The 12,472-nt window shown below is 68.0% G+C and carries 14 protein-coding genes; 5 read left to right on the forward strand and 9 right to left on the reverse strand.

Annotated elements, in window-relative coordinates:
• The first annotated feature begins 621 nt into the window (after positions 1 to 621).
• Positions 622 to 984, forward strand: a complete 363-nt coding sequence (locus ACYVM4_RS08205; RefSeq protein ID WP_460668200.1) for a cupin domain-containing protein — start codon at positions 622 to 624, stop codon at positions 982 to 984.
• 365 nt (positions 985 to 1,349) lie between these two features.
• Here the strand turns inward: ACYVM4_RS08205 and ACYVM4_RS08210 are convergent, their stop codons facing one another.
• A complete protein-coding gene (locus ACYVM4_RS08210) occupies positions 1,350 to 1,661 on the reverse strand; it encodes a hypothetical protein (protein ID WP_460668201.1) in 312 nt (103 codons plus the stop codon).
• 351 nt (positions 1,662 to 2,012) lie between these two features.
• Positions 2,013 to 3,392, reverse strand: coding sequence for an FAD-binding oxidoreductase (locus ACYVM4_RS08215; protein WP_460668202.1), 1,380 nt, complete (start codon positions 3,390 to 3,392; stop codon positions 2,013 to 2,015).
• A 531-nt stretch (positions 3,393 to 3,923) separates the two neighbouring features.
• On the opposite strand from ACYVM4_RS08215, the gene ACYVM4_RS08220 reads away from it, so the two are divergent.
• Both ACYVM4_RS08220 and ACYVM4_RS08225 read left to right on the forward strand, forming a co-directional pair.
• A complete protein-coding gene (locus ACYVM4_RS08220; RefSeq protein ID WP_460668203.1) occupies positions 3,924 to 4,757 on the forward strand; it encodes a hypothetical protein in 834 nt (277 codons plus the stop codon).
• Between the two features lie 140 nt (positions 4,758 to 4,897).
• A complete protein-coding gene (locus ACYVM4_RS08225; protein ID WP_460668204.1) occupies positions 4,898 to 5,737 on the forward strand; it encodes a hypothetical protein in 840 nt (279 codons plus the stop codon).
• Between the two features lie 361 nt (positions 5,738 to 6,098).
• On the opposite strand, the gene ACYVM4_RS08230 is transcribed toward ACYVM4_RS08225, so the two are convergent.
• The 3 genes from ACYVM4_RS08230 to ACYVM4_RS08240 all read right to left on the reverse strand — a co-directional run bounded on the left by ACYVM4_RS08230 (position 6,099) and on the right by ACYVM4_RS08240 (position 7,834).
• Positions 6,099 to 6,518: a nuclear transport factor 2 family protein gene (locus tag ACYVM4_RS08230; RefSeq protein ID WP_460668205.1), complete on the reverse strand. Its 420-nt coding sequence runs from the start codon at positions 6,516 to 6,518 to the stop codon at positions 6,099 to 6,101.
• Between the two features lie 164 nt (positions 6,519 to 6,682).
• Positions 6,683 to 6,880 carry a twin-arginine translocase TatA/TatE family subunit gene (locus tag ACYVM4_RS08235; protein WP_368823405.1) on the reverse strand — a complete coding sequence of 66 codons (198 nt, stop codon included), beginning with the start codon at positions 6,878 to 6,880 and terminating at the stop codon, positions 6,683 to 6,685.
• Positions 6,881 to 6,964: 84 nt separating this feature from the next.
• Positions 6,965 to 7,834, reverse strand: coding sequence for an AfsR/SARP family transcriptional regulator (locus tag ACYVM4_RS08240; RefSeq protein ID WP_460668206.1), 870 nt, complete (start codon positions 7,832 to 7,834; stop codon positions 6,965 to 6,967).
• A gap of 288 nt (positions 7,835 to 8,122) precedes the next feature.
• Here ACYVM4_RS08240 and ACYVM4_RS08245 point away from each other — a divergent pair, with 288 nt between their 5' ends.
• On the forward strand, positions 8,123 to 8,416 hold the full coding sequence (locus ACYVM4_RS08245; protein ID WP_460668207.1) for a hypothetical protein: 294 nt from the start codon (positions 8,123 to 8,125) through the stop codon (positions 8,414 to 8,416).
• A 138-nt stretch (positions 8,417 to 8,554) separates the two neighbouring features.
• Here ACYVM4_RS08245 and ACYVM4_RS08250 read toward each other — a convergent pair whose 3' ends face one another.
• The 4 genes from ACYVM4_RS08250 to ACYVM4_RS08265 all read right to left on the reverse strand — a co-directional run bounded on the left by ACYVM4_RS08250 (position 8,555) and on the right by ACYVM4_RS08265 (position 11,941).
• Positions 8,555 to 9,724 carry a PP2C family protein-serine/threonine phosphatase gene (locus ACYVM4_RS08250; RefSeq protein ID WP_460668208.1) on the reverse strand — a complete coding sequence of 390 codons (1,170 nt, stop codon included), beginning with the start codon at positions 9,722 to 9,724 and terminating at the stop codon, positions 8,555 to 8,557.
• A gap of 207 nt (positions 9,725 to 9,931) precedes the next feature.
• The gene (locus ACYVM4_RS08255) at positions 9,932 to 10,267 is read right to left on the reverse strand and encodes a GntR family transcriptional regulator (RefSeq protein WP_460668209.1); all 336 of its coding nucleotides are present in this window, start codon (positions 10,265 to 10,267) and stop codon (positions 9,932 to 9,934) included.
• 356 nt (positions 10,268 to 10,623) lie between these two features.
• On the reverse strand, positions 10,624 to 11,523 hold the full coding sequence (locus ACYVM4_RS08260; protein WP_460668210.1) for a TIM barrel protein: 900 nt from the start codon (positions 11,521 to 11,523) through the stop codon (positions 10,624 to 10,626).
• A 31-nt stretch (positions 11,524 to 11,554) separates the two neighbouring features.
• A complete protein-coding gene (locus tag ACYVM4_RS08265) occupies positions 11,555 to 11,941 on the reverse strand; it encodes a substrate-binding domain-containing protein (protein WP_460668211.1) in 387 nt (128 codons plus the stop codon).
• 322 nt (positions 11,942 to 12,263) lie between these two features.
• Here ACYVM4_RS08265 and ACYVM4_RS08270 point away from each other — a divergent pair.
• On the forward strand, positions 12,264 to 12,472 hold a 209-nt coding region (locus tag ACYVM4_RS08270; protein ID WP_460668212.1), incomplete at its 3' end, for a Gfo/Idh/MocA family oxidoreductase.

Genomic DNA, 12,472 nt, shown 5'->3' on the forward strand with positions numbered 1-12,472 from the left:
TCCGACGATCAGGACTGGCGACAACTCGCCCATTCGCCAGGGTACTGACGCTACCGTCCGCCTGTACCGGATGGCCATGGTCACTCCATGATGGTGAAGCTACCCGCGCCGCCCTCCGCCGGTCCCGTCGAGGCCGCCGACCAACAGGAGTCGCCGGAAAACCGTATTGGACGAACTATCTCGTCCAAGATCTGTCGTCATCCTCGTCCAAGATCTGTCGTCATCCCCCAACATCAGTCGCTCTATGATCGTCGCGCTGAAGGACGACCTCTAATCCGCCATACGTAAAATGGAACGGATTGGGCGCTCCCCGAGGCCTAACGCAGCGTACGCGCCCACTGTGCCCGTCGGTGCCTTTGAGACCATTGACTTGGGATAATCCCCAGTGACTGCCGCGCGCGTCGGCGTGCTTGCAGCTGTGCCTCCACCCGAGCGACCCACGCGCACGACGGGTGCTCGAAGCCACACTTCAGCACCGTTGCCCGGCAGCGCTACCCACGTTCCCGCAGCCGTCCGGACCGCACGACCGCGGAACGCTGAATCTCGACGCAACGCTTGACCCTACCTTCCCAGCGGATCAACATTGTGATATAGGGCACATTGTGAGGGGAAGTGGGGACCATGGACACCGTGGGACACGAGAGCTTTGGCCAACCCAGCGAGACCCGCACTTTTCCGCACGGTAAGGCGGAGATCTTGAATATGGGTGACGGTACGATCGGCCGGTTGACTCTGGAGCCGGGGTGGCGCTGGTCAAATGACGTCAAACCGATCGCCGGCACCGACAGCTGCGAAGCCCCGCACTTTCAGTACCACGTCTCCGGGCGACTGGCGATCCGGATGGATGATGGAACCGAGTTCGTCGCAGGCCCCGGGGACGTCACCAGCCTTCCCCAGGGCCATGACGCTTGGGTGGTCGGCGATGAAACCGTCGTCACGGTCGACTGGTACGGGGCCACGAACTACGCCAAGGCGCCTGAGTAGCGCTGCCGCACCGTCTGGCCAGTAGCGCTAGTGGATTCAATGTCGCCGCAGGCCATCACTGGCATCCGCGATGAAGCCGTCCACCGACACCGAGCTGTACAGGACCACCGTGCCCACGGGGCTCTCCTCCGCTTTGGGGTCGGCCCCAAACTAGCGTGCCGTCAGCTGGTGCTCTAGTACGAAATCACTCGGCTGGCAGCGGCCAGCTGTCCAGCACATGGCCGGGATGTTCGCGCAGGAACCCCTACCGCAACGACGCTCTCACGGGAAGTGGCCACTAAGGAGCCATACGTAAAGCCCGGGGCGCTCAGATTCCTCAGTGTCTGCGGTGCATTACGTGAAGCACCGTTTCGAGGGAGCTGAGATCAGGACCGGCCTCCGGGCTTACCCCAGGACATCGCACCGAACACCTCGTCGGACTGCTCCAAAAACTCCACATCCGCCCGCGCCAGCAACGCACCAGGGGCGTAGTCATCGGCCTCGCAGCGCACCGGCACGACCGCCTGATGCGGGGCGTACTCGTAGTCGATGCACAGCACCATCTCACCGGCGCGCAGCTTCAGACCCGGTTGATCCGCGAGCATCCGATAACGGCGCAACCGGGCAGGAGGCTGCGCCGCACACGATCCCGTTGCGGAGACGGGCTCGGTCTGGGTGAAAGTGCTCAGGACGCTCATGGGTGTAGACCTCCTGGTAAGCAGACTTCCCGGAAGGGACCTCCCGGGGCGTGACGCGCCCCATCGGTCGTCCACCATCGATAGTAGAGACGCGGTCCGTGGCCGGGAAGCGGTGCACGGGTGAACATCAGGGGTCGCCCGGTGCCGCGCACGGCATGGTGAACCCGTACTGCGACGCTCGTCAGCGGACCTGAGCGTCGGCGTGAACGGCGTTCAGCGACGTGCAGTCAGCCCGAAAGCGGAATCTCCCATGCAACGCCTCTGTCGTGAGACGTGGGCGGTTCATCTGCCGACAATGGTCCCGCGCACCCATTACGGGCCATCGGTGGGGAGGGGCCTTCGCCGCCGGGTTCAGCGGTGTCCTTGGCCTACGACGTGCTGGTAGCGCAGCAGGTTCTGGGGGTCCAGGGCGGTCTTGGTTTGTACGAGCCGGGTGTAGGCCTCGGCCGGCCAGGCCCGGGCGCGTTCGGCCTCGGTGGGTGGGAACCCGTAGTGGTTGACGAACACCCCGGACGGGGCGTGCGGTGCCATGGCTTCCAGCAGCGTGCCCACCGCCGCCGGCACTGCCTGGGCCACCGGGGGCACGAGCAGGGCGATGACCCCGAGGAAGCAGGCCGCCTCGCGCCCGTGCACCGCGTCGGGCACTGACGCGGGGCGGGCGAAGGCAGCCCCCATCTGGACGATCTCCACGGCCACAACAGGGAAGTCGGCCCCGGGCCCGGCCACGGCCAGCAGGTCCTCGACGGTACTGATGTTGAAGGCAGCCAGAAAGCCCCCGGTGTGGAACAGCGGGACCGGGTCGGTCGGGTCCATGTCGATCCGATCGACGTCGCGGTAGTCCATCGGTCCGGCCGTGTCCAGCACCGGGTGGGAGACCGCCCGCATCGGGGCCAGGGACTGCGCCCCGTCCTCGGGGTCCCCGGCCCAGGCGAAGCGCAGGTGCACCAGGAACTGCCCGCGCAACGGGTCGGGCACCATCGGCATATCGGGTAGACGCAGCAAGGCGATGGACGTGTTGGCCTGCGGGGGCAGGGCCGGGGCCCAGGTGCTGAAGGCGTCCAGCACCTGGTGGGCATCAGCCCCGGGGTAGAAGATGCCCCCACCGTAGAAGGCCTGCAGGGGCACCAGTTCGAAGCTCAGGGAGGTCACCACCCCCAGGTTGCCCTTGCCACCGCGCAACAGCGCAAACAGCTCCGGTTCGTGGTCGGCGTCGAGGTGGTGCAACACCCCGTCGGGGGTGACCAGTTCGGCGGCCCGGATGCGGTCGGCGGCCCAGCCGAAGGTGCGGCCCAGGACCGGCAGGCCCCCGGCCAGGGTGTAGCCGATGACCCCGACGTCGGTGGAGGACCCGTTGAGCCCGATCAGCCCGTGCGGGAGACTGGCTGCCAGCACGCTGCGCCACCGGACCCCGGCCCCGACCCGGGCGGTGCGTCGCCCGGGGTCCACCTCCACCTCTTGCATCCGGGTGGTGGTGATCAACAGCCCACCCTCCATGGGCTCATCCGCCCCGTGGCCGGTGGCCTGGACCCCGACCGGGCACCCGTGGGCGGACGCCCACCCGATGGCGGCCACCACGTCCTCGGTGCCCGTCGCGCCCACCACCACCTCCGGGCGGGCCACCCCGGCGAGGTTGAATCCCGTCACCTCCTGGGCGTACCCCTCATCCTGCGGGACCAGTACCGGGCCGCGGACCCGACCGGTCAGGTCCTCCACATCAGCAGCGGAGATCATCCCGGGCCTCCTAGGCACCATCGTTTCTGCCCCGCACGCAGCAGCACAAGGCCTCTGACACCTCAAAAGTGCGCGTGCCACACCAGGGATAGCCGCAACAGCTACCCGGTCAGTATCGGCCGCAACCACCCGGCGCCCTGAGCACCGGGACGGGTTCGTGACCGCACCGTTGCTCGATGACGCCCACCGAACACATGACCAGACGCACGTGAGGGGAACCCCTCCTGCAACGTCGCTCTCGTGGAAAGTGGCCGGTACCCGGCCATATGCAAAGCACCTGGGGCGCGATGCTCGTCGTGACGGCCTGCCTCCGGCGAGCACCCCACAAGTGATTCACCCCCGTGCTGGGCGCTACCGCGGCGCCCGTTTGATGACTACAGGAATTTCCAGCGCATCCTTGTCTTCAACGCTTCCAGCTGGAAACCCATGGTGAGTGGCGGCCTCTCCCGCCGATGATGGCCCCATTGCCTCTGTCCACAAAGCGCATCGCCTGCTCCGCCCGAAGCGCGCCCCGGAAGTAGGGTCACACCCATGGGAAATCAGCCGTACGAGTTGATGACAGCGCAGCAGGCCGCCGACGCGCTGGATGCCTATCTGGCCGAACGCGCCCCGGCGCTGGACCGTCTGCGCACGGCTCTGGCCGGTCAGGGCCGGGAGCCCGACAGGATGCTCGACGGGTCGGTCTACTCCGTGTCCCCGTTGTGGTCGTGGATCAACGCCCGGGCCGGCCGGCTGGGCCTGGACCCTCGTTCCCTCACCGATGACCCGTCCCGGTCCTCCTGGCCGTCCTGGGCCCGGCATGGCCGGCTGGTGGACCCGCACCCGCCGGCCGAGACGATCGTCCTCGTCGACGGCTTCGTCACCTATCTCGGGCAGGTCCTCCTCGACGCTGCCCCGCAGGCGATCTGGCAGGTGGGTGAGCACATCATGGCCGATCACCCGCTGCTGAACTACCCGGTGCTGGCCTCAGACCACCACCAGGTCTTCCTCCCGGCCCTCCCGCTCTACAGCATCTATCAGTCCGCCCACGGACGGGACCCGATGAGCGGGACCGAGATGCTCGCCCACACCCGTCGCACTATCGCCGCCCTGCACGGGGACGGCCCGGAAGCCGCCGCCCTCGAGGAGCCGCTGGTGACCGTGGTCGCCGAGCTCGACTGCTTCGACGTCGGACTGCGCGAGGACATCCCGGCCGCCCACCCGGGGCTGGTGGAGCATTTGATGGCCGAGCTGTGCGACCGCGACGGTGTCGCCTCGGTCCACCGCTACGGGCCGGCCGCCCTGGTCGTGGACGTCGCGGACTGGGACGAGCTGCGGTTGAAGATGTGGTGCACCCTGTGGTTGCAGCGTCACCTGCCCCGGTAGCACCGCGCGCACTCGGGGACCGTGGCCGGTCCCCGGCTATGGTATGGGAATCTGGATCCCATCTCGCGCATCAGGATGATTCTGCTCCACCCTGGTCCTGCGTTCGACGGGACGGAGCCCGACCCTGACAGGACCTTGCCATGCCGTTCACCCCCTACCGGCTGATGACCGTCCAGCAGGCCTCCGCCGCCCTCGAGGAGTTCCTCACCGAACGCCCCGCCGCACTGGAGCGCCTGCACGCCGAGCTCACCGACCACGGCATGGATCCGGGCACGCTACTGGACGCCTCCCCGGCCTCTCTCACACCGTTGTGGACTTGGATCACCGGCCGGCGCACCGAGCTCGCCGCCGACCCCGCTCTAGGGGTGCCGGTGCTGCCCCGGGAGCGGTGGCCCTCATGGGCCCGGCACTCCGTGACCGGGGTGCGGATCCCGTCCGCGACGATGAACGTCCTGCTCGACGGGCTGGTCTCCTACCTCGCCACCGTGATCATCACCGGGGCTCCCAACGCCCGGTGGGGCCTGGGGTCACCGGAGGACGCGCGCCACCACCTGCACCACCACCCGGTGCTCATCGGGCGCGGCCATCAGGTCTACGTTCCGACCCTGCCGCTGGGCGGGATGCTGCGGCTCAAACGCGGGGAGAAATCCCTGCACGCCACCGAAATGGAGCAGTACGCGGGCAGTGTCATCACCGATCTGCGCACCAGCCCGCACGCCGTTGACGGCCCGCAGGACTTCCCCGTGCACGTCGTGGCCGAACCGGGGTCCTTCGACGTCGGCGTGCACGCGGACATTGCCGAGCGCCACTCCCGACTGGTCGAGCGCATGGCCCACGAGCTCGCCCGACTGCGCGGGATCGACTCGGTGCTCAGGAGCGCCCCTGACGCGCTGCAAGTCCACGCCCCGGACTGGCACGCCGATGAACTGGAGCAGTGGCTCAAGGCCTGGATGAAGGCCAACGGCCCGTTCATCCGCTGACCACCCCACGCCCGCACTGCCGCCGCCATGACCAGTGCTGTGCATTTTCGCTCCACACACCTGGTGCTGCTGGCGGAACGGTGAAGTACCGGTACGTCCTCACGGACCGCGACACCTGAGCACAGTTCCAGTTTTCCGCCGGGGACCGCAGTGAGCGATCCAGCATTGACAGTCGGTGCTGGGCCTATCCGCAGCGATGCCAGTAGTCGACCCTCAACACCTCAAGGTTGCTGGAGGGACACATTGCGGCGGCAGCGGGCGTTCCTGCCGGTTTCTCGGGACCGGTGGCGGGCTCTACGGGCGACACAGCCCAGAGAGCCTGTTGTTGCTAGTCGTAGTTCTGGCCGCGTGCTGCTGACCCTCAGTGGCTGATAGGGAACGGGGAGTGGTGCTCGTGGGTGATGAGCCACTGTTCGTCCTTGTCCACGAACACCATGGTGGAGCGAGTACGGCCCGATAGGGCATTCCCCGCGATCGTGCAGTCCCATACCAAGATCCCGGTCATGATCGCCACGGGGCCGAACACATCGATCTTCACGTCCTCGAAGCGGCCGTGGAAGTTCTCCATCCCGGCGAACTGTTCGGCCTCCAAGCGCATGCTGGTCTGCCCGTCCTGACGCTCCAGCGGCTCGACGTCGTCGAAGTTCGAGAACTTCGGACCCACCAGGTGGTAGGACGCCAAGCGGTCGAAGTCCTTAGTCCTGACAGCGTCAAGGATCTGCTCGATCCGCGCCTCTACCTCGGCCTGTGAGGACTCGAAAGCATCAGTGAACAGGTCCATCGGAATCTCTTAGCACTCCGGCCACCACCTCGTCCTTCCAGGCACGGTGGGCGGAGCAGTGCCGCTGCCGATCAATGCTGCGGTCTCCCCCTTTCGTCCTCCTGTCCCTTGGGGCCTGTCCATGATCAGATCCGGAGTGCGCCCCTGCGGGTGAGCCCCTGCACCTACAGCTCCTTTATGTCGTTCCCGCGGGGGCTGCCGATCGGGCCGTCCTGGCGCAATTCACGGACCTCGGAGTGGAAGATGCGCAGCGACTGGCCGGGACTGCGGGCCATACCGGGCAGCCTCGGGGCCCCGAAGAGCATCACGACCACCAACAGGAGGATCAGCAGCATCATCGGGTTGTCGAACAAACGAGCCATCAGGGAGTCCTTTCAAGACGTCGGCGGAACTGGTGAACTGGCCACGGCGCCCACCGGACAGAGGAACCTCTGGGGGCTCCGAGCTCAGGAGGCGAGGCTGAGGGTGCGTCCGAGGAAGGCCTCAAGCACCGTGGCCGCCTCCTGGCGGGCTCGCGAATCCAGGACCCTGGGCACCCGATCGACCGCGGGTGCGGAGTCGTGGAGGTGCCCGTGCAGCACCAGCAGCGCCGAGACGGCTTGGGCCAGATCGTCGTCCTGACCGGCGGTGGCCTGCAGCAGCCGCCGGTGCGCGCCGCCCAGTGCCGCCCCCGGGGCGCAGCCCAGCTCCCGGTGCAACAGCCGCCGGCACCGGTCGTAGGCCTGTAATCCCTCCACCGCCCGGCCGGTGGCCTCCAGCCCCAGCACCAGTACCGTCCAGGCCCGCTCCTCCAGGAACTCCTGTTCCAGCACGGCCCGGGCGTGGGCGATCGCCTCCTCTGCCCGTCCCAGCTCCAGGGCCGCTTCGGCGGCCAGCAGACGCGCCTCTCGCACGTGGGTGGCGTGCACATCGCGCTGGGACTGGGCCCACTCACAACCCAGTTCGTTCTCCAGCAGCGGTGCCGAGGCGGTGCCCAGGGCCTGACCCAGCAGCCGGTAAGCCGTTGGCGCGGGTGAGCTCCGGGCTGCGCCCAGCAGGGAGTCGAAGCGGTGCAGGTCCACCTCGACCAGGGAGGTGTCCATGAGGTAGCCCCCGTTGGTGGTCTTCAGCGGCCCCGTCCGGGGCTGGCCGGGCTGGAGGTGGCGGCGCAGGACGCTGACATAGCTCTCCAGGGTCCCCATCGCACCGGGCGGGGCCGCCTCCCCCCACACCAGATCCAGCAGCCGGTGCTTGGACACCGGTACCCCCGGGGACAGCAGCAGGATCTCCAGGACCTGACGCTGACGCGGCCCACCCAGCTCATTGGCCGTCAGCACGTCCTCCCCCCGGCGCACCTCCAACGATCCCAAGACCCGCACCGACAACCGCTGGACCGTCCCGGCGCCCTCCGACCGGCTTGCGCATGCATCACCAAACATCTGATCCCCCCCAGATACATCAGGTTTCTCATGGTGAACGCATGGGGTCCGGGGATCTACCCGCACTTAGGGGGATCCCCGCCCCGCACCTGCGGACATCGCCGCCGCCGCGGAGCCGTCCTCCGGGCATGCGTTCGTAACCGGTCACAATGGGCAGTCGCCTCCCTCGCGGGATTACTCTCTGGTATGACGGAGGTGGTCAAGCAGTCGGCCACCTACTTCACACTGAGGCCCGCCGCGGCCTCGTCATGGAGGGGCCACCCCGTGCTCGAGGAGCCCATCGCCGGGCAGGCCCGGCTGCTGCACCGCACCATCACCGAGGCGGACATCGCCGTCGGCCAACTCTGGTGGCGCTACTTCAGCCTCGGCGGTCACGCCGGCCAGCTCGAGATCGACGCCTACCTGCACCAGGCACTGGACCTGCCCCGGCACCAGCGGCAGCTGCTCGACCAGGCCGCCCGGGAACTCAGCCCCGACTAACCTCAGAACCCCTCATCCCGATGGTCCATCACACATCTGGGGTGCGCGCCCGAGTAGGACGCCTCGGCGTCGGTCCTTCAGCATGAGCCCTGGGGCCCGGGCGCCTCGCGGTGGTGCGTGCCGCGGGCAGGGCTGGCTTCAGTCCCGGTGCACCGGGTCGAGGCGGCGCAGGGCCAGGGCGGTGGCGTCGTCCTCGAGCCCGTGGGCCAGGGCGTAGGCGGTGAGGCGGGCGACCAGCTCCTGGACGGTGGCGCTGGTCCGGGCCACCTCACCGGCCTTGGCCACCGCGGTAGGGATGTCGGGGAAGTAGTCGAGGAACCCGTCGGAGACCACCAGGAGGGTCTCCCCCGGTGCCAAGGTCTCAAAGTGGGCGTCCCAGGTGGTGCCCGACACCGCTCCCAGCGGGGGCCCGGAGGAGAGCAGCCGGCGGAAATCGCCGTAGGGGTCGAAGATCACGGCCAGTCCGTGCCCGGCGTCGACGTAGGTCACCGCCCCGGTGGCCGGGTGCAGGCGGGCGGAGAAGACGGTGACGAAGGTGGCGGTGTCGGCCAGCATCTTCTCCGCCGCCGCCCCGACCCGGTTGATCGTCTCCTGCGGGTCGTTGTACCGGGACGCCCCGTGCAGCACCGCGCGCACCGAGGCGGCCACCAGGGCCGCCGGGATGCCCTTGCCCATCACATCGGCCACGTGCAGCTGGAGGTCCTCCCCCAGCAGGTACCAGTCGTAGAAGTCCCCGCCCAGGTCCCGGGCCGGGGTGCACCGGGCGGCCAGCTCATAGCCGGGCAACCGGGGGGCGGTGGCCGGCATCAGCGCCCGCTGGATCTGCCCGGCCCGGTCGATCTCGTGCTGGGCCGCCAGCTCCCGCTCCACCCACCCGGCCATCTCCGCCAGGATCCGCCGCTCTCGGGCGTCCAGCTCCCGGGGGGCGGGGTCGGTCAGGCACAGCGTGCCCACCCGCTCCCCGCCCGGGGCCCGCAGCGGGTGCCCGGCGTAGAAACGGATGTGCGGGTCCCCCACCACGAACGGGTTGGCCGCAAACCGCGCATCGACGGCGGCGTCTTCGATCACCAACGCCTCGGGCCGCTGGATCGTGTAGGTGCAGAACGACTGCTCGCGGTCGCAGTTGCCCGCCCCGTCCAGGCCGACCTCGGCCTTGGTCCACTGCCGGTCCGCGTCGAGGAGGTTCACCGCGGCGGCCTTCACCCCGAAGACCTCCTGGGCCAGGCGCACCACCCGGTCGTAGCGCTCCTCCCGGGGAGTGTCCAGCACGTGAAGGGCGTGCAGGGCTTGGACTCTCGGAGCATCCATGACATCCATGAAATTCACTGTAACTGTTGGGGGCCGCATAGTGGACCTGCACCCAGCCCACGATCACGCGGGATAGGTCAGTCGGAGACTGACCAGCGACGCACTCCAAGATCCCCCATCCCAGCACGGCACGCCTCTAATCGGCCATATGTAAACCCCGGGAGGGACTAACCCTGTAGCCGATGCCCTGGGGGGCCGAGGACGCCGTTACTGCGGTATCGATTGGTCTGGTGGTTCCGGGTTTCGGTTACGGAAGAGTGGTGGAGTGGGGCGAGTGGGTGCCACCGACTGGTTGGGAGCAGCGACGTAGGTGCCGGCGTGCGGTTGACGTACCAGCAACCCGGCAGCAACAAGGTGGTCGATGGCTTTCCTGACCGTGATCCGTGACACGTTCAGTCGGGCGACGAGCTCGCTTTCCTTCTCCAGCTTGACGCCTGGGGTTAGCACTCCGTTGCGGATGGCCTCCTTCAGGGCCAGCTCCAGTTGGTAATAGAGGGGAATAGGAGAGGTTTTGTCGATCGCCAGCGGCAACGTTGCAGACATTGTGGACTTCCAGAAGCGCGTGGATTGATGGGGACATCAGCGGATACCGGGCGCGGACGGCATCTGTGTGATGGGTCCGGGTCCACATCCACCAGTTCTTGCGGCATCTTTGGGCATGGCAGGTCGCGGCCAGTTCCATGGGTGTCGAGGCGGTCCGGCCTATCGGAGGGATGCTGGGGTGACAACGCCCGTGGGGAACGGGCCGAGGGTATGTTCCGCACGGGCGTTGTCACCGGTGGCCGCCCCTGGTGCCTGCCGGCGTTGATGGGCGGTTGCCGTCGATGTTCCGACGCGACCGGTAGGCGCCGGTGACGGTGAGGCCCATCTGTGTGCGCAGGGCACCTGAGTGTTGCCGCTTAGCGAGGACGGGCGTCGGCGCTGGTGTGTGGCAGTGACTGGAGGAACTGCGCTGAGGCGCGGACATTGGCCATCGGTCCCACACCGTGTGGTGGCCCGGAGAGCATGGTGTCCTGTTCCAGGACGTACCATCCCGGGTAGTCGACGGCCTCGAGCTCGGCGACGATCTCGGCAATCCGGCAATCCCCAGCACCCAAGGGGACGAACATTTCTTGCCGGACCCCGGCGGTGAACTCCAGCTCGCCGCGTCCGACTTGCCCGGCCATCTCGGCATCGACGTCTTTGAGGTGGACGTGGCCGATGCGGGAGGCGTGCTGTCGCACCAGCTCCAGCGGGTTCGTGCCGCCGATGAGTAGGTGCCCGGTGTCGAGGCACAGATCGACGGAGGTCTCCTCGAGCACCCGTTCCACCGCGGCGGCGGACTCGATCATGGTGCCCACGTGCGGGTGCAGCACAGCCGTGATCCCCTGCTCAGCGGCCCGCCGGACGACTCGCTCCAGGTTTGCCCCGAAGACCGCCCACTGCTGATCGTGCATCTGCTGCTTGTCGTCGTAGGAGACGGCTCCGGTGTCGGCGGACAGCACCAGCACCTGCGCTCCGGCAGCTTCGAAGGCCTCCAGTTCGGCTTCGACCGCAGGCATGGGGTCGTGGTTCTGGTCGTGGAGGACGACCGGCAGGAACCCGCCGACTGCCCTGAGCCCGTAGTCCCGCAGTGCTTGGGCGCGGTCCTGGGGGTCCACGGGCAAGAACCCGACAGGCCCGAACTCCGTGGCGGAGATTTCCAGTTCCGCCATCTCAGCCAGCACCCGTTCAGGGGTCAATTGGTATCCCCAGCCCTCGGCCTCACACACCCCCCACGAAATGGGGGCGGCGGCCAGGCGGTCGGTCATGATTGCCATATACGTATCCCTGTTCTGTGTGGTGTGTGGACTACTGCCCGTGGCGGGGCCGTTCACCGGCGGCCTCCCCGGCCAGCTGCTCGTCGGACCCGAAGTGCGCGAACGCGCCGAGCTCCTCGAACTCGTTCTCCCCGGCGTTGAGGGTCACCACCGGGATCCCGGCCTCCTCCGCCCGGGCCAGCACATCGCGCATCGCGTCGGGCTTGGCCAGAGTCACGGCGATGCCGTCGACGCCCTGATCGATGTACTGCTGCACCAGCTGGGCTTGCCGGCCGCCCTCGGGATCGGAGGCGTAGAGGAACTCCACGTTGTTCTTGGCCGAGGCCTCCTCCGCCCCCTTGCGGATGGTGTCCCAGAAGGTGTCGCCGGGCGCGGCGTGGGTGACCATGGCGATCTTCATCGGCTCGGTCTGGGCCACCTGGCCGCCCGCCCCCTCGGCCGCGGCGGGCGTACGCCCGCCCTGCGACGAGCAGCCGGCCAGGGCCAGAGCGGGAACCAGCAGCGCAGCTCCGGCTAGCCGTCACCGGGATGCCCACCGACGGGACGGGGCGGAAACACGTCGTGCGGTCATGAAAATGCTCCTCTCTCGGCAGGGCCCCCGCGCCTCGATGCGCACCTACAAATAACCCCATGCAATGTGTTGCCGCTCACACTAATACGTACTACAGTTTCTGCCAAGGGATTTGTCAGGACAACTGTTCATGATCCGTTCTGGCCTGTTCTCGCCCCGTAGACCTCTCTTGAAGGAGCAGCTCGTGTTCGACTCGCGCACCTTGAACGTCGGTTTGATCGGTGCCGGCCGCATCGGCTCCAGCCATGCCCAGCTCATCGCCCGCGCCATTCCCAACGCTCGTCTCGCGGCCGTGGCTGATCCCGTGGACGGTGCCGCCGCCCGCCTGGCCGAGTCGCTGGGGGTGGACACCGCCTACACGGACATCACCGAGCTGCT

This window comes from Kocuria himachalensis, from assembly GCF_054784195.1.